General features: G+C 66.5%; 17 protein-coding genes and 2 pseudogenes. 11 read left to right on the top strand and 8 right to left on the bottom strand.

The genetic code is table 11. From position 1 onward, the window contains the following. Positions 1-2 precede the first annotated feature (2 nt). The gene (locus ACLMAL_RS24915) at positions 3-590 is read left to right on the top strand and encodes a TetR/AcrR family transcriptional regulator (protein WP_412001287.1); all 588 of its coding nucleotides are present in this window, start codon (positions 3-5) and stop codon (positions 588-590) included. An 88-nt stretch (positions 591-678) separates the two neighbouring features. Here ACLMAL_RS24915 and ACLMAL_RS24910 read toward each other — a convergent pair. Further along, positions 679-1,566: pseudogene (locus ACLMAL_RS24910) on the bottom strand (endonuclease/exonuclease/phosphatase family protein); the annotation flags it as partial. Between the two features lie 271 nt (positions 1,567-1,837). Here ACLMAL_RS24910 and ACLMAL_RS24905 point away from each other — a divergent pair. The 3 genes from ACLMAL_RS24905 to ACLMAL_RS24895 all read left to right on the top strand — a co-directional run bounded on the left by ACLMAL_RS24905 (position 1,838) and on the right by ACLMAL_RS24895 (position 4,881). Next, positions 1,838-2,884, top strand: coding sequence for an ABC transporter substrate-binding protein (locus tag ACLMAL_RS24905; RefSeq protein ID WP_412001286.1), 1,047 nt, complete (start codon positions 1,838-1,840; stop codon positions 2,882-2,884). A 171-nt stretch (positions 2,885-3,055) separates the two neighbouring features. Beyond that, positions 3,056-4,015 (top strand): FecCD family ABC transporter permease, encoded by a 960-nt coding sequence (locus ACLMAL_RS24900; protein WP_412001285.1) that lies wholly within the window; start codon positions 3,056-3,058, stop codon positions 4,013-4,015. Continuing rightward, positions 4,012-4,881 carry an ABC transporter ATP-binding protein gene (locus ACLMAL_RS24895; protein WP_412001284.1) on the top strand — a complete coding sequence of 290 codons (870 nt, stop codon included), beginning with the start codon at positions 4,012-4,014 and terminating at the stop codon, positions 4,879-4,881. The genes ACLMAL_RS24900 and ACLMAL_RS24895 overlap by 4 nt, the downstream gene beginning before the upstream one ends. A gap of 80 nt (positions 4,882-4,961) precedes the next feature. Here the strand turns inward: ACLMAL_RS24895 and ACLMAL_RS24890 are convergent. Beyond that, positions 4,962-5,087 (bottom strand): annotated as a pseudogene (locus tag ACLMAL_RS24890) (sigma factor-like helix-turn-helix DNA-binding protein); the annotation flags it as partial. Between the two features lie 21 nt (positions 5,088-5,108). Here ACLMAL_RS24890 and ACLMAL_RS24885 point away from each other — a divergent pair. Together ACLMAL_RS24885 and ACLMAL_RS24880 are read left to right on the top strand one after the other, a co-directional pair. Then, positions 5,109-5,897, top strand: a complete 789-nt coding sequence (locus ACLMAL_RS24885) for a zf-HC2 domain-containing protein (protein WP_412001283.1) — start codon at positions 5,109-5,111, stop codon at positions 5,895-5,897. A gap of 12 nt (positions 5,898-5,909) precedes the next feature. Continuing rightward, positions 5,910-8,273 (top strand): heavy metal translocating P-type ATPase, encoded by a 2,364-nt coding sequence (locus ACLMAL_RS24880; protein WP_412001282.1) that lies wholly within the window; start codon positions 5,910-5,912, stop codon positions 8,271-8,273. Between the two features lie 71 nt (positions 8,274-8,344). On the opposite strand, the gene ACLMAL_RS24875 is transcribed toward ACLMAL_RS24880, so the two are convergent. Continuing rightward, complete coding sequence (locus ACLMAL_RS24875) at positions 8,345-10,336, bottom strand: cytochrome c oxidase assembly protein (RefSeq protein ID WP_412001281.1); 1,992 nt, start codon at positions 10,334-10,336, stop codon at positions 8,345-8,347. Positions 10,337-10,525: 189 nt separating this feature from the next. Further along, on the bottom strand, positions 10,526-11,356 hold the full coding sequence (locus ACLMAL_RS24870; RefSeq protein ID WP_412001280.1) for a mycofactocin-coupled SDR family oxidoreductase: 831 nt from the start codon (positions 11,354-11,356) through the stop codon (positions 10,526-10,528). A gap of 239 nt (positions 11,357-11,595) precedes the next feature. Between ACLMAL_RS24870 and ctaD the strand changes: the two genes are divergently transcribed. Beyond that, positions 11,596-13,311 carry a cytochrome c oxidase subunit I gene (gene ctaD / locus ACLMAL_RS24865; RefSeq protein WP_412001279.1) on the top strand — a complete coding sequence of 572 codons (1,716 nt, stop codon included), beginning with the start codon at positions 11,596-11,598 and terminating at the stop codon, positions 13,309-13,311. Between the two features lie 26 nt (positions 13,312-13,337). After that, complete coding sequence (locus ACLMAL_RS24860; protein WP_412001278.1) at positions 13,338-13,973, top strand: TetR/AcrR family transcriptional regulator; 636 nt, start codon at positions 13,338-13,340, stop codon at positions 13,971-13,973. Here the strand turns inward: ACLMAL_RS24860 and ACLMAL_RS24855 are convergent. Continuing rightward, a complete protein-coding gene (locus ACLMAL_RS24855) occupies positions 13,963-15,129 on the bottom strand; it encodes an alpha-hydroxy-acid oxidizing protein (protein WP_412001277.1) in 1,167 nt (388 codons plus the stop codon). The genes ACLMAL_RS24860 and ACLMAL_RS24855 overlap by 11 nt on opposite strands. A gap of 214 nt (positions 15,130-15,343) precedes the next feature. Here ACLMAL_RS24855 and ACLMAL_RS24850 point away from each other — a divergent pair, with 214 nt between their 5' ends. Beyond that, positions 15,344-15,544, top strand: a complete 201-nt coding sequence (locus tag ACLMAL_RS24850; protein WP_406232341.1) for a hypothetical protein — start codon at positions 15,344-15,346, stop codon at positions 15,542-15,544. Between the two features lie 102 nt (positions 15,545-15,646). Here ACLMAL_RS24850 and ACLMAL_RS24845 read toward each other — a convergent pair whose 3' ends face one another. From ACLMAL_RS24845 to accD, 3 genes are all read right to left on the bottom strand, one after another. Next, a complete protein-coding gene (locus ACLMAL_RS24845) occupies positions 15,647-16,240 on the bottom strand; it encodes a DUF4291 domain-containing protein (RefSeq protein ID WP_412001276.1) in 594 nt (197 codons plus the stop codon). 123 nt (positions 16,241-16,363) lie between these two features. Then, positions 16,364-17,719, bottom strand: coding sequence for an acetyl-CoA carboxylase biotin carboxylase subunit (gene accC, locus ACLMAL_RS24840; protein WP_412001275.1), 1,356 nt, complete (start codon positions 17,717-17,719; stop codon positions 16,364-16,366). A 16-nt stretch (positions 17,720-17,735) separates the two neighbouring features. Then, the gene (accD, locus tag ACLMAL_RS24835) at positions 17,736-19,421 is read right to left on the bottom strand and encodes an acetyl-CoA carboxylase, carboxyltransferase subunit beta (protein ID WP_412001384.1); all 1,686 of its coding nucleotides are present in this window, start codon (positions 19,419-19,421) and stop codon (positions 17,736-17,738) included. Positions 19,422-19,634: 213 nt separating this feature from the next. Between accD and ACLMAL_RS24830 the strand changes: the two genes are divergently transcribed. After that, positions 19,635-20,903, top strand: a complete 1,269-nt coding sequence (locus tag ACLMAL_RS24830; RefSeq protein WP_328405116.1) for a beta-ketoacyl-[acyl-carrier-protein] synthase family protein — start codon at positions 19,635-19,637, stop codon at positions 20,901-20,903. Beyond that, complete coding sequence (locus ACLMAL_RS24825; RefSeq protein ID WP_412001274.1) at positions 20,900-22,114, top strand: ketosynthase chain-length factor; 1,215 nt, start codon at positions 20,900-20,902, stop codon at positions 22,112-22,114. The genes ACLMAL_RS24830 and ACLMAL_RS24825 overlap by 4 nt, the downstream gene beginning before the upstream one ends. Positions 22,115-22,116 lie beyond the last annotated feature (2 nt).

Genomic DNA, 22,116 nt, shown 5'->3' with positions numbered 1-22,116 from the left:
CCATGACTGCCAGCAACGACCCAGTTGTCGGCGCTCGCGAGCGAATTCTGGCCACTGCCTACGCGTTGTTCACTCGACGCGGTATTCGAGATGTCGGCATCGACGAAGTGATCGCCAAGGCCGGGATCGCGAAAGCCACGTTGTACCGGCATTTTCGGACAAAAGACGCGTTGGTCATCGCGGTACTCGCGCGCCGCGAACAACTGTGGACCTTCGGCTTCGTCGAGCACCGGTCGCACTTGCGCGGCAACACAGCGGAAGAGCGTTTGCTGGCTATTTTCGACGTGTTCGACGAATGGTTTGCCGCTGCGGATTTCGAGGCATGCACCTTCATCAATGTGCTGGCGGAAATGGGCCCGAACCATCCGACCGGTCGGGCGAGCATCGTGCATCTCGATCGAATTCGTGACGTGGTACGCGCCCGTGCGATCGAAGCGCACCTGCGGGATCCGGAGGAGTTCGCTCGTTCCTGGCACATCCTGATGAAGGGTTCCATTGTCGCCGCGACCGAGGGTGATCGCGGCGCCGCCCGTCGTGCTCAGCGCATGGCGGCCGCCCTGATCGATCAGTATCGCAGCAACGCGGCTTAACCGAATTCGAACGTCGCCACCACGGGGCGTGATCGGACTCGGGGTATTTGACATCGGTGGCGAAAGCCCCGGATTCGTCGTGCAGCACCTCGTTGTGAATCTCCGAACCACGGTAGTGGGCAAGCAGATTGCGGGTGACCAGGATGTGGTCGAGCATCTGCCCCCTGCCGTGATGGAGCAGCGAGTACCGGGCCGGCTCGGGAATGGTGTTCTCGACCGGCACCAGCACCCGTCCGGCCAGCGCACCGTTGCCGGTTTCCTCGACATCGCCCCGAATGGCAACCAGCGGCACCTCGTCGGCGGTGGCATTGAAGTCCCCCGCCACCACGATGCGCGCCGCCGGGTCCTGGTCGAGGATCGAATCGACGAGCCGCCGCACTTCCACGGCCTGGCTCATCCGCTTCATCGACGAGATGAACGAGCCCTCGGCCACCGCGTCGGCGCTGCGCCAGGTGAAATCATCGATCTTCTGGCCCGGAATATTGGTGGGCAGCTTCGATTTCAGATGCACCACGATCACATGCAGCGGTACGCCTTGCAGATCGAGTTCCACGTGCAGGATCGGCCGCTCCAGCAGAATCGACAGCGGTTGCGGCGCGGGCGGACTTGCGGTCAGTATCTGATACATCGGCGCTGCGACCAGCGTGTTCAGCAGTTGCGCCCGCGCCATCACCGGTAACGAGGTGACCACAACCAGGTTTCGTTGATCGAATACCTGGCCATTGGGATCCAGGGTCGAGACGACATTCGCCCCCGCCTGCTTCGTCCCCGCGAGCAGTTCCGCCAAGGCGAGCAAAGCACGTGGCTGCCCGGCCCGCTCCTGCCCGTGCACCTCTTGCAGACACAGCACGTCGGCCCGCAACCGCTCGATCTGTGGCCGCATCACCGCTATCCGGTCCGCCAGCGACGGCCGGATGTTCGGCGGCACCTCATCGAAGTTTTCCAGATTGAACGTCGCGATACGCAGGGTGACCATCTCATACACCAATCCTCGACAGGCCCCGACCAACTGTTGACGCGAACCATGGTCCTCCGCGTCCCGCCCGGAATCCTGAGTACCGACTACTCGAAAAACCAGGTCAGCAACCCGACCGGCCGGTGGGCCGACCGATCGGCACACCAGCGGTGGAGCGAGCACGCGAATCATCGCCGCCGAGAATCTCGGGTGCGAGCGGGAACCAGGCGGCACTGCCGTCCGACTCAGTAGACGAGCAGCAGACAGCGCTGCGGACTCCGCGGGAGGACTCATGAAACGCGCCACCGTGCTGGCACTGGCCGCAGGCATCCTCGCCCTCACGGGCTGCACGACCACGGTGCCCGAATCCGCTCCGGCCGGCGATAGCTCCGTCGCATCGACCGAGGGGGTCACGCAGTACCCGATCACCCTCGACAATTGCGGCAGGACCTACAGCTACACCGAGGCCCCCGAACGTGTGGTCGTCATGAACGGCGGTTCCGTCGGCGAGGTCTCGTCGCTGATCGCGCTGGGCGTCGGCAACCGGATCCTGGCCAATGCGCAGTCCTACGGCTCCTCCGATGTCGCCGGCCGTGCCGCGGCCATTGCTGCCCTCCCCACCGGCGGCATCGCGTACAACAACATGCAGGACATCCCGCGCGAGGCCATGCTCGCGCAGCACGCAGACTTCGTGCTCTCCACCGGCGGGGGCGGTTTCGCCGCCGATCAGGGCTTCGCCACCCGCGAGCAATTGGCCGCCGCGGGTGCGAATACCTATGTGCCACGAGCGAACTGCGGCGTGACCGGCGCGGTGACGGGAACACCCACCATCGAGGACAGCTATGCGATGCTGCGCGACCTCGGCGCGGTGTTCGACGTGCCGGGCCGCGCCGAACAGCTCATCGGCGAATCGCGGCGCAAGATCGCCGACACGGTCGCCACCGTCGCCGGGGCGCCCAAGAAGAACGTGCTGCTCGTCTTTCCTGGTATGGGAATGGGTGACGCGGGCGATTTCTCGGCCATCGCGGCGGGCGGAATCTGGAACGACATCATCGACAAAGCCGGTGCGGTGAACCCGTTCAACCGCACGGACGGCACCACCTTCGTCACGATCAGCAAGGAACAGCTCGCCGTGACGCCGATCGACGGTGTGATCGTAGTGAACTATCGCAATCCCGATATCGACGCGGCGGCCGGGCGGATCCTCGATCAGTTCCCGCAGTGGAATGCCACCAAGAACAAGACCTATGTGGCGCTCTCGGATTCGATCTATCTCGGTCCCAGCAACGACATCGCGGTGGACAAGATCGCCCGGCTCGTGCACCCCGAGCAGTTCTGACCGATGCCGCCCATCGTCGCTGCGTCGTCGCCGCGCTCGCCGGGGTCCGGTCTGCAGCGCCTCAGGTCCCGGCTCCCGCGGGGCAGCCGGTCGAACCGAACTCGCGCGCCCTTTGCCGGGACTGCGCTGCCCGTCGCGATCGCCGTATCGGTGGGCGTGCTGTGCGCTGTGATGCTGGTGTCGGTCAGCGTCGGATCGGTCACCGTTTCCCTCGCCGACACCGGGCGGGTGATCTTCGCCCATGTCGGCGGTAAGACACCCGGTGTCGGGTTCACCGTCGACCAGATCGTGTGGAACTACCGGTTACCGCGTGTCATCCTCGCCGCGCTATGCGGTTGCGGCCTGGCCGTCTCCGGGGTGATTCTGCAAGCGCTGGTGAACAATCCACTCGCCGACCCCTACATCCTCGGCCTGTCCTCGGGCGCCTCGCTCGGCGCGGTGACGGTGATGGTTTCCGCGGGGGCGGCGCTCGGCGGCATCGGCGTCTCCACCGCCGCGTTCCTCGGCGCGATCCTCACCGCCGCAGTGGTATTCGCGCTCGGGCAGCGCCGCGGCACGGTGGTGCCGATCCGCCTGGTCCTAGCCGGTGTCGCCGTCGGCTACCTCTTGCTGGCGGCGACGAACTACCTTCAGTTGCGCGCAACGCCCAACGAACTGCGCGCGGTGATGTTCTGGACCATGGGCAGTGTCGCCGGGGCGAGCTGGGAGCGACTCGGGCCGGTCACGGCGGTGGTGCTGCTCGTCGTCGCCGTGGTGCTGGCCTTCGGCCGTCGGCTGAATGTGCTCGGCACCGGCGACGAACAGGCCACCGCCCTCGGCGTCGACGTGCGCACGACCCGGATCATCTTGCTGGTGCTGGCATCCCTGCTGACCGGCACGCTGATCGCGGTCGCGGGCGGAATCGGGTTCGTCGGCTTGATGATTCCGCATCTGGTGCGCCTGAGCTTCGGCGTGGACCACCGCCGCGCGCTGCCGCTGTCGGCATTGCTCGGCGGCGCCTATCTCGTTGCGGTGGACTTGCTTTCACGCACCATCGGTGCCCCCGATGAACTTCCGCTCGGCATCTTCACCGCCGCGTTCGGCGCACCGTTCTTCCTCTGGCTGCTGCGCCGCGACGGAGATCGGACATGACCGAGAACGCCACCGAATCACCCACTACCGCAACGACTGTCGCCTTCGACAACAGCACGCCCCCCGGCGACGCGATCGAACCGACCGCCGAACTGTCGGTCACCGGGGTGACCGTCACGTTCGGTAATTCTGCCGCACTCGATGCGGTGACGGTGCACGTCCCGCCGGGCTCGATCGTCGGCGTGGTCGGGCCGAACGGCAGCGGAAAAACAACCCTGCTGCGCACGATCTATCGTTCGCTGCGACCCGATCGTGGCGCGGTGCTGATCGACGGGGCCGACATCGCCGCAATGTCCGTCCGCACCGCGGCGCGCACGACCGCGGCGGTGCTGCAGAATGGCGCCGGATCACCGGATCTGACCGTCGCGGAAATGGTCGAGCTGGGCCGCAACCCGCACCACGCATTGTTCAGCCGCGATACCGCCGATGATCGGGCGGCCGTCACGAAAGCGATGGCCGAAACCGGTGTGATCGCCTACGCCGACCGTTCCGTCGGCTCGCTCTCCGGCGGCGAGCGCCAACGTGTCCTGCTGGCCAGAGCACTCGCGCAACGTCCACGCCTGCTCGTCCTCGACGAACTCACCAACCACCTCGACGTCCGTGCCCGCTTCGAACTGCTCGACCTGATCCGCTCCACCGGCATCACCACCCTCGCCGTCCTGCACGAACTCGACCTGGCCGTCCGCTACTGCGACCAACTCGTCGTCCTGAACCACGGTTGCGTCGTCGCCGCGGGCCCGGTCCTCGATGTCATGACCCCCGCCCTACTACGCACCGTCTTCGGCGTCATCGCCACTACCACCCGCCACGACGACCACACCATCCGAATCAACTACGCCGCTACCCCTCTTGCTCCCCAACCATGACATCGACCTCGGCGAGCGGGACAGCACTGCGCGTGCTTCTCGACGGGTGCCGCGGCCGTGTTCCGTTCGACGAGACGGGCTCAACCGTCGGCACTGTGATGGGCGGTGAAACGGGTTGCGGCGGTGCAGTCGTCACGAGCTCGGGCCACTCGCACCCCGACCGTGCCGACGGGGCAGCCGCAGACCGTCGCGGCCTCGGCGTAGGCGCGGGGAACTTCGGTCTCCCCGTGGACGACAATCTCGGCGTGGAGTGCAAAGTGTGCCGGACGGCGCTGTCGGCTCGGATCGATGGCGAACGTGAAACCGTTCCCGCGGCGCGGGTGGACGAGCATCTGGAACAGTGCACCGCGTGCTGCTCCTGGTACGTCGCGGCGGTGGAGACCACGCGGCTGCTGCGCCGCGGCTCCGGGTACGCACCCGATCTCACCGCCGCGATCTTCGCCGCCGCCGATCTGGACCGGCCGCGGCCGTCGCTCGGGTCGCGGATGAGCGCCTGGTTCCTATCCTGGCGTACCGCGCTGACCTCCTCGCGCACCGTATGGACCCGGCTGCTGCTCGGCATGCTCGGCGTCGTGCAGTGTGGCTTGGCGATCGGCCAGGCTGCGGGGGCCGACTTCGGCATGAGCCACCAGCACGACAGCGACATGACCCGGCACCTGCTGAACGAGACCTCGGCGTGGAGCCTCGCGATCGGCATCGGCTTCATCTACTGCGCGTTGCGGCCGTACGCGACCTCGGGTGTGCTGCCGGTGCTCGGTGTGCTGGTCGCGACGCTGACCGCGTTCGTGATCGGCGATCTGAACTCGGGGGTCGTGCCGCTGTCCCGTGTCCTCTCCCACGGTGTCCTCGTCGTCGCGCTCGTGTTGGTCGTTGTCGTGCACCGCACCCGACGACCGCACACCTCACCACCCTCGCGCACCACCAACAGCCCGCCCACCGAACTGGTCCTGCCGCCCGGCGCCCAGCTCGGCCGTCGCACCGGCCACCTCAGATCGACTCGAGATCCCGCTGCCTGACCGAACGGAAACATGAGTACCGACATCGCTTTTCCGGAATCCGCCACCCGCGTCGAACCCACCACCCGCATTTCGCTCGCCGTCTCCGGCATGAGCTGCGCGGCCTGTGCGACCCGGGTGGAACGCAAGCTCAACAAGGTGGTCGGGGTGACCGCCTCGGTGAACTACGCCACCGGCGTGGCGACCATCGATGCCACCGGCGAGGTGACGGCCGAACAACTGTGCGCCGATGTCGAATCGGCGGGCTATGGCGCGGAACCTGTTGTCGCGCATACGGGCCGGATCGTTTCAGCTCCCGAGGACGCTGCCGTCGGTGATCTGTTCCGCCGCCTGGTTGTCGCGCTGCTGCTGTTCTTCCCTCTTGCCGACCTGTCGGTGATGTTCGCGACCGTGCCGGCCACCCGGATCTCGGGCTGGCAGGTGATCCTGACGGTGCTGGCGTTGCCGGTGGTGGTGTGGTCGGCGGCGCCATTCCACCGGCGGGCCTTCCACGGCGCGAAAGGCCTTGCCGCGAGCATGGACACGCTGGTCTCGGTCGGGGTGATCACCTCGACGCTGTGGTCGTTGGACACCATGTTCGTGCATTCGGATCGATCGCAGCCCGCACCGGACGGGGTGTGGGATGCGATCTGGTCCAGCGATTCCATTTACCTCGAGGTCGCCGCGGGCGTCACCGCGTTCGTCCTCGCCGGTCGGTATTTCGAGGCGAAAGCCAAGCGGGCGGCAGGTAGTGCGTTGCGCGCGCTGGCCGCGCTCGGCGCTCGCGAGGTAACCGTGCTGACCCGTGGCGATCACGAAATGCGGGTGCCGATCGGCGAACTCGTCGAGGGCCAACGGTTCGTCGTGCGCCCCGGCGAGACCATTGCGACCGACGGCCTCGTGGTGTCCGGCGGATCCAGCGTCGATGCGAGCGCGATGACCGGCGAATCCATCCCGGTGGACGTGACGCCCGGAATGGAAGTCATCGGCGGCACCACCGCGTTGACGGGACGGCTGATCGTGGAAGCCGCTGCGGTGGGCGCGGATACGAAGCTGTCGGGGATGATCCGGCTGGTCGAGCAGGCCCAGACCGGGAAGGCGCTCATGCAGCGGGTGGCCGACCGAGTGTCGTCGGTGTTCGTGCCCATCGTTTTCGCGATTGCCGCGGGCACCTTCGTGACTTGGCTGCTGACCGGTGCGGGCGCGGAGAAAGCAGCGGCAGCCGCACTCGCGGTGCTGGTCGTCGCGTGCCCGTGCGCGTTGGGGCTGGCGATTCCGACGGCATTGATGGTGGCGTCCGGGCGAGGCGCACAGCTCGGCATCTTCATCAAAGGTCACCAGGCACTGGAGGCCACGCGGGATGTGGACACCGTGGTGCTCGACAAGACCGGGACAGTCACCAACGGCGCGATGAGCGTTGTCGCAGTAACCGTGGTCGGCGCAGCGACTGTGACCGGCATGGCGTCGATGGACAGCCCGACAACCCCGAACAGCACGGCAACCGCCGATGGCGCAGTGTCCGACAGCGACATGATCACCGAATCCGACGTGCTGCGGCTGGCCGCTGCCGTCGAAGCGGCCTCCGAGCATGCCGTCGCGGCGGCCATCACGCGGTTTGCACGGGAACTGCTCGGTGAGCTGCCTGCGGTCGAATCCTTCACGGCGCTACCGGGATTGGGTGCCAGCGGCCTCGTGGCAGACGAGATGGTGTCGGTCGGCCGACTGCGCCTGCTGAACGAACAGGGCGTCGAGGTTCCCCCGTCGTTGAATCGCATCGTGCGGCAGCAGGAACGGGCTGGACGCACGGTGGTGCTCGTCGTTGTCGACGGCGTCGCCCGCGGGGTCATCGCGGTGGCCGACACGGTGAAGGAGACGGCCGCCGACGCGGTCGCCCGGCTGCATCGACTCGGACTGCGCACCATGATGTTCACCGGCGACAACGCCTACGCGGCCCAATCGGTCGCCGATGAGATCGGCATCGATGAGGTTGTCGCCGAACTGCTTCCGGAAGACAAGGTCGAGCTGATCGCCGGCCTACAGGAACAAGGCCACCGCGTCGTCATGGTCGGCGACGGCATCAACGACGGCGCCGCCCTCGCGACCGCCGACCTCGGTATGGCCATCGGCACAGGCACCGACGTTGCCATCGCCGCGGCCGACGTCATCCTGGTCCGCGACGACCTCGGCGCCGTCCCCGATGCCATCGAACTGGCCCACGCCACCCTGCGCACCATCAAGGGCAACCTCGTCTGGGCCTTCGGCTACAACGTCATCGCCATCCCCATAGCCGCCCTCGGCTACCTCAACCCCCTGATCGCCGGCGCATCCATGGCATTCTCATCGTTCTTCGTCGTCTCCAACAGCCTGCGCCTGCGCCGAGCCCGCTTCCGGCGGTGAGCGCAGCTCGCATGCCACCGAATGAGCCTGCCGCCGCCGAAGCACGGGAAGCCGGCGAGCACGACTTCCGGTCAGCGGCGGGTGGCGGCCAACTGCTCGAGCATGGCGTTGTACGCGGCGAGGTCGGAGTCGGCGTAGATGTCGTCCTTGCGGTCGGTGCGCACGGCAGTGCGGCGGTCCTGGGCTACCCATTGGGACAGGAGTGCGCCGACTACCAGCAGGATCGGGACTTCGCCCGATACCCAGGCAATTCCGCCGCCGACCCGTTGATCCGACAGGAGGTCGGTATGCCACGGCAGGTCGAGCTGGTCGTAGAAGCGGGCGCCGATCACGGTGTTCATCGACATCACTGCGACGCCGAAGAAGGCGTGGAAGGGCATGATCGCGAACAACATGCCGAGTCTGCCCAGGTGCGGCAGCCTGCGCGGGCCGGGGTCGATGCCGATGATGCCCCAGTAGAAGAGGTAGCCGATGATCAGGAAGTGCACGTTCATCAGGACGTGACCCCAGTGGTATCGGATCAGATTCTCCAGCAGCGGTGTGAAATACAGACCGTAGAGCGAGACGACGAACGCGGCGATCGCCGTGCCCGGGTGGGCGATGACCGCGGTCGGCCGGGAATGCAGAATCCGCAGCACCCATTCGCGCACACCGGGGACCTCGTCGCGTCCAGCGGCGGGCACCGCGCGCAACAGCAGCGTCACCGGGGCCCCGAGCACCAGGAGCACGGGCACGAACATGTTCAACGCCATGTGCGTGACCATGTGCACGCTGAACATGGCATAGCCGTAGCTGCCGATACCCGACGATGTCGAAATCAGCAGGACCGCACAGCCACTCACCCAGGATGTCGCACGCCACCGCGACCAGCTGTCACCACGTCGGCGCAGCCGTAACACCCCCGCCGCATACAGGACGACACCGACGACGGCAGCAGTCCCGAGCACGATATCGAAGCGCCATACCGTCATCAGCCGGATCGCATCGGGCTGATGCGCCAGGTCGAAGCCGATGAACACCTCTTGGGCAGTGAACGTCCGATCGGCGAAGGCGGGCGCGGGCTGGACCGCCATCGCCACTATCGTCGTCAGCGCGACCGCGGAAAGTGCTGCGACACAGCCGATCAGGAGAGCGATCCGGGCACGTGCGGATGCCGAGAAAGCGCCGCAACTCGACATCGCCGCGATCCGCCGCACCGTCACTGCGACACCGATCGCAAGGACAACTGCCACCATCGCGAGCCGCCCGTATCCGGATGCAGGTACCGCTGACCAGGGCAACAGCACCGCAGCGAGCACCAGCCCACTCGAGACCGCCGCCACCAGACACAGCCGGGCGATCGTCACACAGCGCCGCACCGCGATCACGACATGAGATCCGTTGCGCCGCACCTGCGCCGCCACGCACCAGGCCAGGCCGGGCAGTATCGACACCGCGATCTGGAAGATGATCATCGCGGCGGTGGCATAGTCGTGATCAGGTCCTTCCCCGGCATTGCCGACCAGCATCGGTGGCAGCACGGCGATCGCCGCCGACCCGGTCCATGCCGCCAACCCGACCCAAGACAATGTCAGCCGAGTGGCGAGGGTCAAGACACCGGCGAACACCGCGACGACGATCCACGCCTTCGGTTTCTCGCTCGCATCGATCAGCGCACCGAGCGCGCCGAGTCGAAACATCGCCGCTGTCGACAAACCTGCCGCATTGCTCGCAGTGACCGGGACCAGCAGCAACGCCGACACCAACCACACCGCGGCCGCCCGCTCGGCGACCCGGACTCCAGCGTACCCATCGATATCGACCCGGCCGCGCGCCGTGACGGCGGTGCAGCACACCGCGTAAAGCAGGGATCCGAGCGTGGCCGCGCCCGCGAGCGCGGCCACCACCCGAAGCACCACATACCCGAGCACATCCCCGATGCCTGGGTAGGCGGTGCCCGCTTCTCGATAGGGCATCTCACCCGCGCCGAGAACCGATCCGACAATGAGTACCAGCGAAACGAGCACCGCCGCACACCAGAGGACGTGGACTGCCGAGCGCTGCACCTGCACGTTGTCGTCCACCAATCCCTTTGAATGTCCTGCGTGGGAAACCGGCCCTCGTCCAGCCGTCGGGTGAACTCACGCGAAAGTTCCCGAGGCCCACGGGAAATCGGCTCGATGGGACGAGCGTCACAGGTCGACGTCGTCGAATCGGGTCAGGTGGCGCTACGACCGGGCGAGCTCGCGCACATCACACCAGGGTCGGAGAAATCAGGGGAGGCTCGCGCTCATTCCGCCGGAGATGGTCACCGCTTCGCCGTTGAAGTGGCGGCCGTGATCGGAAACCAGCAGCAGCACCGCCTCGGCGACTTCGGCGGGATCGATCAGGTCGCCGTTCGGTGGGCCGGAGTTGAACATCTTCATGGCGTCTTCGCGGGTCGGATTTTCGATGTCCGGCATCAGGTGTCGCCACATCGCGGGGTTCTGGATCATGTCGGTGTCCACGCCGGAGGGCAGTACCGCGTTGACGGTGATCCCGTGCTCGGCCACTTCCAGCGACAACGATTTGACCAGACCCAGCACCGCCCATTTGGCCGCGGCGTAGTGGCCCGCGCCCTTGACACCCATCCGGCCGACAATGGAGGAGGTCGCCACGATCCGGCCCCCTCGGCGTTCGATCATGTACGGCACCACGGCGCGGAAACTGTGGAAAACGCCGGTGAGGTTGACGTCGATCATGTCCTGCCAGGTCTGCTCGTCCATCTCCGCGACGGGCGAATTGGACGAGATGCCGGCGTTGGAGACGAGGATATCGATGCGCCCGAACTCGTCGACGGCCTGCTCGGCCACCGCATTCATCTCGGGCCCACTGCGCACGTCGGCCTTGATCGCCAGACAGCGGCGGCCTGCTTCGGCCACCAACTCGGCGGTCTCGGCGAGATCGGCGTCGGAACTCAGCGGATAAGGCACGGTGGCGATCGGTCCGGCGATATCGCATATCACGATGTCTGCGCCCGCGGCGGCGAGCGCCACGGCATGGGCGCGACCTTGGCCGCGCGCTCCGCCGGTGATCACAGCTACTTTTTCGTCGAGATTCCCCATGGCTCTACCCCCTATCCGCGCATGGCCCGATAAGGCCCACCCATCCTCGCACGATCGAATCGGCCCCCGGGCACCAATGACGGAAAGCGCCCATTTCGGAGATCGAAAAGGCGCATAATCCGGACACAGGCTGGTCGGCGGTTGGGAAGGTGGCGACGGCCGTGAGTACTACTACTCGAATACAAGCTGTTCGACCGTATCCGCAGCGTGTGGGACCGAAGGGCTCCTACATCTGGAAAATGATCACCACCACCGATCCGAAGGTGCTCGGGGTCATGTACTTGACCACCGCGATGACCTTCTTCTTCATCGGCGGCTTGATCGCCCTGCTGATGCGCGGTGAGCTGGCGCGGCCCGGCATGCAGTTCCTCTCGCCGGAACAGTTCAACCAGCTGTTCACCATGCACGGCACCATCATGCTGCTCTTCTATGCCACCCCGATCGTGTTCGGTTTCGCCAATGCCGTGCTGCCGCTGCAGATCGGGGCGCCGGATGTCGCGTTTCCACGGCTGAACGCATTCAGCTACTGGCTGTACCTGTTCGGTGCGACCATGGCGACCGCGGGGTTCCTCACCCCGGGTGGCCCTGCCGATTTCGGATGGACCGGCTACACCCCGCTGAGCACCTTCGAGCACGCGCCCGGCGTCGGTGCGGACCTGTGGATCATGGGTCTGGCCGTCTCCGGTCTCGGCACCATTCTCGGTGGCGTCAACATGATCACCACCGTCGTGTGTCTGCGCGCCCCCGGCATGACGATGTTCCGGATGCCGATCTTCACCTGGAATATTCTTGTCACCAGTGTGCTTGCGCTGCTCGCCTTTCCGATTCTGACCGCGGCGTTGATGGCACTGGCGTTCGACCGGCATCTCGGCGGGCACATCTACGACACGGCCACCGGCGGAGTTCTCTTGTGGCAGCACCTGTTCTGGTTCTTCGGCCATCCCGAGGTGTATATTGTCGCGCTGCCGTTCTTCGGGATCGTCACCGAAATCTTCCCGGTGTTCAGCCGCAAACCGCTGTTCGGATACAGCACGCTGGTGTACGCGACGCTGTCGATCGCCGCGCTGTCGATGGCGGTGTGGGCCCACCACATGTACGCAACCGGCGCCGTGCTGCTGCCGTTCTTTTCGATGATGACCTTCCTGATCGCGGTTCCGACCGGGGTGAAGTTCTTCAACTGGATCGGCACCATGTGGCGCGGTCAACTCACCTTCGAGTCACCGATGCTGTTCTCCGTCGGATTCCTCGTCACGTTCCTGTTCGGTGGGCTTTCCGGCGTCGTCCTGGCCTCTCCGCCTATCGACTTCCATGTCACCGATAGCTATTTCGTGGTCGCGCACTTCCACTACGTGCTCTTCGGCACCATCGTTTTCGCGACCTTCGCAGGCATCTACTTCTGGTTCCCCAAGATGACCGGACGGATGCTCGACGAGCGGTTGGCCAAGTGGCATTTCTGGACCACGCTGATCGGGTTCCACACCACGTTCCTGGTGCAGCACTGGCTGGGCGCCGAGGGCATGCCACGTCGCTATGCCGACTACCTGCCCAGCGACGGCTTCACCACACTGAACACGATCTCGACCATCGGCTCGTTCATCCTCGGCGCTTCGATGCTCCCGTTCGTCTGGAACGTCTTCAAGAGCTTCCGCTACGGCGAAGTGGTCACGGTGGACGATCCGTGGGGCTATGGCAATTCGCTGGAGTGGGCGACGACCTGCCCGCCGCCGCGGCACAACTTCTACGAGCTGCCGCGTATCCGGTCGGAGCGTCCCGCGTTCGAATTGCACTACCCACACATGGTCGAGCGAATGCGGGCCGAAGCATACAGCGGCTGGGGCTCCGCCGGACAACATGCCACTGAGCTGCGCGAACAGACGCGGACGGCGGTCGCCACCGACGGTGAACCCGATACTCAGCCCCCGGAAACTCGCGCGCCGGACACCTCCGCGCCGTAGCCGACCACGCTCGCTAGGGTCGTGCCGTGACAGCACCCGACTCCTCCCGCATGTACGACGGGCGACCTGTTGCAGACCGCAGGGCCCAGCGACGGGCGCAGTTCCTTGCCGCGGGGCTCGAGTTGTTCGGTGAGAGCGGGTACCAGGACAGCTCGATCACCGCGCTGTGCCGGGCCGCCGGCCTGGCGCGCAGCCAGTTCTACGAGCACTTCCACAACCGTGAGGAACTACTGCTCGCCGTCTTCGACATGATCCAGGAGGAGGCGAGGCAGGCCGTGGCCGAGGCAGTGGACCTGACCGAACCCGGTGACGGCGTCGGCTGGGCACAAGCCGCCGTGCGCGCCTATGCCGAATCGCTCGGTCGTGACCCGCGCCGGGCGCGGATCTCACAAATCGAGATCGTCGGCGTCAGCGAACGGGTCGAACAACACCGCCTCGACCAGCGCGAAGCATGGATGACGTTCTTCGCCGATCAGTGCACACGCACCCTCGGACCGGACTTTGTCCCGCCGGGCGGCTACCGCGCGGCGGCAACCGGGTTCGTGGGCGCACTGAACGCCCTCGTACACCAGTGGAGCACCGGCGACTCGCGCCTCGACCTGGCGGCCGTCACCGAGGTGCTGACCCGATTCCTGACCAGCCTGACGACCGTCAGCGAGTAGCCCGACCGTTCGTCGTCGCCCGAATGTTGTCCCGGACCGCCGCCGGATCCGGATAACCGTTCACCGCCATCAGCAGATCCGCTTCTGCCAGGATCATCCGCAGCACGTGGACCAGACCGGGCACCCCGGCCAGCGCAAGGCCATAGACGTACGGACGACCGATGCCGACCATCGTCGCGCCGAGCCCGAGCGCCTTGACCACGTCGGAGCCCGACCGCACGCCGGAGTCGAAAAGCACGGGCACCCGGTCATCGCAGGCCGCCACGACGGCGCGCAGCGTCTCCAGCGCGCTGAGGCCGCCATTCGCCTGCCGCCCACCGTGATTCGAGCAGTAGATGCCGTCGATGCCGCCGTCGATGGCGCGGCGGGCGTCGTCGGGGTGCGAGATGCCCTTGAGCACGATCGGCAAATCGGTCAAGGACCGTAGCCACGCCAGATCCGACCAGGACAGCGGGTTACCGAAGGTTTGAATCCAGTTCAGGATGATGGTTTGCGGGTCGTCGGACCCCACCATCTTCTGGAATACCGGATCGGAGGTGTAGTTCTTCAGGACATGCCCGCGCAGCTGTGGGAAGTTGCCCGTCGCGAGGTCACGCGGTCGCCAGCCGGGAATCCAGGTGTCCAGGGTGACCGTGATGCCGCGGTATCCGGCCGCCTCGGCCCGGCTCACCAGGCTCGCGGCGAGGTCGCGATTCTTGGGCGTGTAGAGCTGGAAGAAGCTGGGCGTCGCACCGGCGTGCGTCACGACCTCTTCCAGCGGGTCCTCCATCAGGGTGGAAAACACTGCGGGCACACCGGTTTTCGCGGCGGCCTCGGCAACCGCGATGTCGCCGTGCTTGTCGCCGACCAGCCCGATCACGCCGACGGGGGCCATGAAGATCGGGCTCGGGAACGTTATTCCCCACACGGTGACCGACAGATCGCGCTCGGTCGCGCCGACCAGCATGCGCGGCACCAGGCCCCAGTCCGCGAAGGCATCCACATTGCGGCGCTGGGTCAGCTCGTCGCCCGCACCACCCGCGATGTAGGAATGCAGCGAATCCGGCAGCGCGGCGGCGGCCTTGGCCTCCAGGGTGGCGTAGTCGGCAGGGAACTCGGGCGGATGCCCGCCCAGCGCGCCGAAATAGATCTCGTTCTGATAATCGGCGAACGCCATCGTTGCGCCTTTCCGTCGATCGGCTGGACGATAGGAGGGTCGAGCCTCCCTCGCCGAATATTAGACGCTACTGTCCATCATCAAGGCCGGAGTAGTCGCGAACCATTCGACGACGGCACAGCGAAGGAGACTGTGCGTTGCCTCACAGTTTCGCAGGCCGACCGGCCACCCAAGGTGGTGTCCGGAACTGAAAACAGATTGTGAGTACTACGCCGTGGATCCCGACTACCTCGACAGACACAGTGACCACGACTCCGCTCTGGTTTGCCAGATCGCCAGCCTCCCGCTGCGTCGCCTGATGCGCCATGCGCTGGGTCTCTCCGAGGAGTCCATGGACCTACTCACCGCCGTCACCGACCGGCTACGCACCGCTGAAGGTGCGCTGGCGGACCCCGCGACCCTGGGCGAGTGGTAGCCGGTCCGATAAACCGAGCGAGACCTCGAGGAACTCCTCGCCACCGCGCCCGCGGCGGCGCGTACCCCGACCGGAGAGTTCGGGCGGCGCCATCGCAGTGCGTCAGATGTCGATTCCCAAGCGGCGGGCCAGCTCTGGGGCAATCGGGTAGTCCCGCTCTTCGGGGAGAAGATCTTTGGCACGGTGCTCATGGCCGCCCTGGAGGAGGCTGTGGATCTTTCGGACCGTGGGGGTGAAGTCCTCGATCTGCACCGTCCAGTCGTCGACGTAGCGATCGACAAGGTGGCGGCTGATCCCCACCTGGATGGCGCGCGCATCCAATGTTGCGCCACGCAACGCCCTTTCCGGATCCCACTGCACATGGACGAGTGCCTGGCGAAGACGCGCGCGCCACTCGTCGGTGCTGCGGTATACCCGCTTGTCCGCGTGAGTAAGCTCCGCCGAACCGAGCGCCTCTTCCCACCCGCTGCGGGTGATCCGCACGGCGAGAACCATTTCCTGACCGGGCTTACGGCCCCAATTGCTCCTGGCCATCATCCACAAGAACGACGGCTTGATCCATGTCATCCGCTGCCGCGAAAACGGCTCGACGAACCGGCCGTTGGCCACCGCGGGCTTACCGATTCCCGGCCGGTAGGCCTGGTACACGACAATGGTGTCGCGGTCGTAATCGGCTCGAATCCCATACCCCTTCATGCGATTCACCATGACAGCAGCTCGCGCCGACAGCAATCTATTTTTGGTCGGCAGCACCTAAACCATGCGGCAAGTGTCGGGCCGGATCGTCGGACCGGCGGGCGAGCATGCCGATAGCGTGGCTCAACCGTCCTGCTTCCCGAGAAGTTCGTCCACGAGCGCGGTGGAATGGGTGGCCGAGCGCATTCGTGGGTGGTCGAGGACCTCACGCAAGAAGTCTCGTGTTGTCTCTACGCGGGCACCGGATATCCGGAATTCGGCGAGTGCTCGTTGCATGCGTGCGATGGCGCGGGCGCGGTCGGGCGCCCACACGATGACTTTGGCCAGCAGCGAGTCGTAGTGCGGCGGTATCTGGTAGCCGGCCTGCACGTGCGAGTCCACCCGGACGAAAGGTCCACCGGGAGGGGTGAACTCGGACACCATTCCTGGGGCGGGTGCGAATTCGGCGGCCGGGTCCTCGGCGTTGATACGGCATTCGATGGCCGCGCCGCGAACCGAGATCTGGTCCTGGGTGTACCCGAGCGGCGCACCGGCGGCAATCCTGATCTGCTCGGCGATCAGGTCGATGCCGGTCACCATCTCGGTGACCGGATGTTCCACTTGGATGCGGCAATTCACCTCCATGAAGTAGAAATTTCCCGCCCTGTCCACCAGGAACTCCACGGTGCCCGCGCCGACGTAGCCCGCCTCCAATACACCGTCGACGGCCGCGCGGCCCATGCGCGCGGCCAGCCCGTCGGGCAGCCGGGGCGCGGGTGACTCCTCGATGAGTTTCTGGTGGCGGCGCTGCACCGAGCAATCGCGCTCACCGAGGTGGACGCCCGCTCCGTGCCCGTCGCACAACACCTGGACCTCGACGTGTCTGGCGCCCTCCAGATACCGCTCAAGGTAAACCCTGCTGTCTCCGAACAACATTCGTGCGGTCGCACGCGTCTCTTGGAAGGCGCGCCGGAACACCGAACTGTCACCGACCACCTGCATACCGCGGCCACCGCCGCCCGCGGCCGCCTTGATGATCACCGGGTAGCCGATCCGATCGGCAAGTGCGTGGGCCGCGTCGAGTTCGAGCGGGTCGAGGCTGCCGGGCAACAACGGCAGCCCGGCCTTCGCCATCAGCGTGCGCGCGGACTGCTTGTCACCGAGCTGCGCCATCACATCAGCGGGCGGGCCGATGAGCGTGATGCCCGCCGCACGGCAGGCATCAGCGAAATCTGGTGACTCCGAAAGGAATCCGTACCCAGGATGGATCGCATCCGCGCCGGTCAGCTCGGCGGCGGTCAGCACGGCCGCGGCATTGAGGTAGCTGCGTTTCGCGGCGGCGGGACCGATCTGCACTGCTTCATCGGCGAGGCGGACCACCGCCGAATCGCGGTCGGCGACCGAATGTACGGCCACCGTGCGCACGCCCATTTCTCGGCAGGTACGCGCGACGCGCAACGCGATTTCGCCCCGATTGGCGATCAAGACCTTGTCGAACATGACGGCTCCTGATCCCCTACGCCACCGACCGGACCTGGGCCTGCCGCCGCGCGCCGAAGCGGCGGAAGCGCGCCCGCCGTTCGGCCGCGATGTCCTCGCCGCTACGGCCGCTCAGCTCGCGCAGGTTCGCTACGAGAGCGCGGTGCAACTGGTTCGCGGCCGCCAGCGGCGCACCGCCCACATCGTCGCCGGGTTCGGGCAGCACCGCGTCAACGACACCGAGCCGCAGCAGGTCACGGGCCGTAAGGCACAGTGCTGCAGCGGCATTCGGCGCGGCGGCGGGATCGTTCCACACGATCGCCGCACACCCCTCCGGACTGATCACCGAATAGGTGCCGTTGGCGAACATCAGCACCCGGTTGGCAACACCGAGCGCCAGCGCGCCACCGCTGCCGCCCTCGCCGATGACCACGCTGATCACGGGCACCTGCAACGCGGACATCAGGCGGATGTTCTCGGCGATGACGATCGCCTGCCCTTGCTCCTCCGCGGTCGCGCCCGGGTACGCGCCCGGTGTATCGATCAAGGTGATCACCGGCAGCCCCAGTTTCTCGGCGAGACGCATGAGCCGCGCCGACTTGCGGTAGCCCGCGGGGGTCGGCATGCCGAAGTTGCGGGCCATCAACTCCTTCGGCTCGTGACCCTTCTGCTGCCCGATCACCATGACCGGCTGATCATCCAACCAAGCCGGACCACCGACGACCGCGGCGCAATCACCGGAGATCCGGTCGCCGCGCAATTCCAGAAACCCCTCGAAGGCGAGCGCGAAGTAGTCGAGCGCGGTCGGTCTGCTCGGCTTGCGCGCCCTGCGCACCTGGGCCCAGGGATCGGTTTCGGAAACGAGGTCGGGATCGGCGATGGTGCCCGGATCGGAAAGAGCGGGCCCAGCGGCAGCGGTCACCGGCGTCACGATGCGCAGCAGCGAGCCGAGCGCCTGTCGCAGTCCCGATCTCGGCACGATCATGTCGATGAGTCCGCGCGCGAGCAGGAATTCCGCGGTCTGGAACTCGGCGGGCAATTCCTGCCGGATCGTCTGCTCGATCACCCGCCGCCCGGCGAATCCGAGCCGCGCGCCCGGCTCGGCGATGAGAACGTCGGACAACGTTGCGAAGGAGGCTGCGACGCCGCCGTAGGTCGGGTCGGTGATCAGGGTGATGGTCAGAATGCCGGCACGATCGAGTTGCTCGAGTGCGGCGCTGGTCTTGGCCATCTGCATCAGCGACAGCGCACCCTCCTGCATCCTCGCGCCGCCGGATGCGGTAACGATCAGCAGCGGAATGCTTTCGGCGAGAGCGGTTTCCGCGGCCTCGGTGATCATCTCACCGACCGCGGTGCCCAGGCTGCCGCCGAGGAAACGAAAGTCCATGGCCGCGATGATCACCGGGTTGTCCTCGATCGTCGCGAATGCGCAGAGCACCCCGTCCGACATCCCGGTGCGGGCCCGCGCCGCGGCGAGCCGGTCCCGGTAGGGCTTGGTGTCGGTGAAGTCGAGCGGATCGTCGTCGGTCGACGCAACGGCGAACGGTTCGAAGCGGCCGCCGTCGGCGAGTTGCCCGATGCGCTGTTGCGCGGTGATCGGGGTGTGCTTGCCGCATTCGGCGCAGACGCCGAGGTCGCGGGCGAATCGTTTGCCGTACACCGGAATCCGGCAGCCGGGGCAGAGCATCCACTCCGCGGCGCCGTTACGGCTGTCTGCTGACATCTTCACGCGTTTCTCCTGTGCTCGATAACGCCGGCCACGTGACTACTCCCCACAGCTTCCGCGCGCCCACTAGAGAACAACTGGACTCGCGGGCTCGAGTGAGGTTCGAGGGCGCCATCGGATGCTTGGTGCCGATCAACGCTGGAATGGCGAGAACCTCGTCGGCGTGAAGGGAGATACAGCTATGCACACCTTCGTCACCGGTGGTGCGAGATGACCCGCCGTGTTGTCGTCACCGGACTCGGCGTTCGCGCGCCGGGCGGATCCGGCAAGGACGAGTTCTGGAAACTGCTGTCCTCGGGCCGCACCGCCACCCGCCGGATTTCGTTCTTCGACGCCTCGCCCTACCGATCCCGAGTAGCAGGCGAAGCAGACTTCGATCCGGTGCTGGAGGGTCTGTCGCCCCGAGAGATTCGGCGGATGGACCGCGCCGTCCAATTCGCTGTCGTGTGTGCGCGGGAGGCTGTGGCCGACAGCGGGCTGGATATCGGCTCGCTCGACCCGCACCGCCTCGGCGTCAGCCTCGGCAGCGCGGTGGCCGCAGCAACCAGCCTGGAACAGGAATACCTGGTGCTGTCGGATTCCGGGCGGAACTGGCTGGTCGACCAGAACTACCTGTCGCCGCACATGTTCGACTACATGATCCCGAGCGTGATGCCCGCGGAGGTGGCCTGGAGCGTGGGCGCCGAGGGTCCGGTCGCGATGGTCTCCAATGGCTGCACCTCTGGTCTCGACTCGGTCGGGCACGCAGTGCAGTTGATCCGTGAGGGCTCGGCAGAGGTCATGCTCGCAGGTGCGTCCGACACCCCGATCACTCCGATCGTGGTGGCCTGTTTCGACGCGATCAAGGCGACCACCTCCCGCAATGACGAGCCCGAAGTGGCCTCGCGCCCCTTCGACAACTCCCGCAACGGGTTCGTGCTCGCCGAGGGCGCGGCGATGTTCGTGCTGGAAGAGTACGAGAGCGCCCGCGCCCGCGGCGCGCACATCTACGCGGAGATCTCCGGCTACGCGACCCGATGCAACGCCTACCACATGACGGGGCTGAAGGCCGATGGCCGGGAAATGGCCGAGGCGATCCGGGTGGCGCTCGACGAATCGCAGATCGACCCGACCGAGGTCGACTACATCAATGCGCACGGCTCCGGTACCAGGCAGAACGACCGGCACGAAACAGCAGCGGTGAAGCGCAGCCTCGGCGCGCATGCGTACGAGACCCCGATGAGTTCGATCAAGTCGATGGTCGGCCACTCGCTCGGCGCGATCGGGTCGGTCGAGATCGCGGCCTCGCTTCTGGCCCTCGAGTACCAGGTGGTGCCGCCGACGGCGAATCTGCACGAACCCGATCCGGAATGCGACCTGGACTATGTGCCGCTGGTCGCGCGCGATCATCGGATGGACACCGTGCTCACCGTCGGCAGCGGGTTCGGCGGATTCCAGAGCGCCATGGTGCTGCGCCACCCGAAGGGTGCGGCGGCATGACTCTGGTGACGGGAATGGGCGTCATCGCCCCGAACGGCCTCGGCCCGGAGCGGTTCTGGGACGCGGTCCTGGAAGGTCGCGGCGGGATCGCGCCGCTCACCCGGTTCGACACGAGTACTGCCACGGCACGATTGGCCGGGCAGGTCGCCGATTTCGAGGCGGCCGAGCACCTGCCGAGTCGACTGCTCCCACAGACCGATGTGTCGACCAGAATGGCTCTGGTCGCGGCGCAGTGGGCGTTGGACGACGCGAAGGTGGACACCGCGGCACTCACCGACTACGACATGGGCGTGGTGACCGGAAATGCCTCCGGCGGTTTCGAATTCACCCACCGCGAGTTCAACAAATTGTGGTCGCTCGGTTCGCAGCACGTGAGCGTGTACGAATCCTTCGCCTGGTTCTATGCGGTGAACACCGGCCAGATCTCGATCCGGCACGGCATGCGCGGTCCGAGTAGTGCGCTGGTCGCCGAGCAGGCGGGCGGCTTGGACGCGGTCGGGCACGCACGGCGCACGGTGCGACGCGGCACCCCCCTGGTGGTGACCGGCGGCGTCGATTCGGCGCTCGACCCGTGGGGTTGGGCTTCGCATGTCTCCAGCGGCGCGGTCAGCACGGCTTCCGAACCGTCGCGTGCGTACCTGCCCTTCGATGTCGCCGCCGCGGGTTACGTGCCCGGTGAGGGCGGCGCGATGCTCGTGCTGGAGGATGCCGCGGCCGCGCGAGCGCGTGGTGTGCCCAAGGTACACGGCGAGATCGCCGGGTACGCCTCCACTTTCGATCCGCCACCGGGCTCGCAGCGCCCCTCGGGTCTGCGCCGTGCGGCTGAGCTGGCACTCGCGGACGCGGGGCTGCGACCCGACGAGATCGACGTCGTATTCGCCGACGCCTCCGGGCTTCCCGATCGCGACCGCGACGAGGCCGCTGCGATCGAGTCGATCTTCGGGGCGAACGGCGTACCGGTGACCGCCACCAAACCACTGACAGGCCGGCTGTTTTCCGGTGCAGGCCCGCTCGACATCGTGACCGCGCTGCTGTCGATGCGTGATGCGGTGATCCCACCGACCGCCCACACCACCGAACTCGCCGAGCACTACCGGATCGATCTGGTGCTCGGTGCCGCACGGCCCACCGATGTCGGTGCGGCCCTCGTTCTTGCCCGTGGCCGTTGGGGTTTCAACTCCGCGGTCGTCGTACGCACCGTGTCCGTCTAATC

This window comes from Nocardia sp. CWNU-33, from assembly GCF_046764895.1.
GTDB lineage: Bacteria > Actinomycetota > Actinomycetes > Mycobacteriales > Mycobacteriaceae > Nocardia.
Note: the sequence above shows the minus strand (reverse complement) of the source record. Positions and strands in the feature narration are given on the sequence as shown.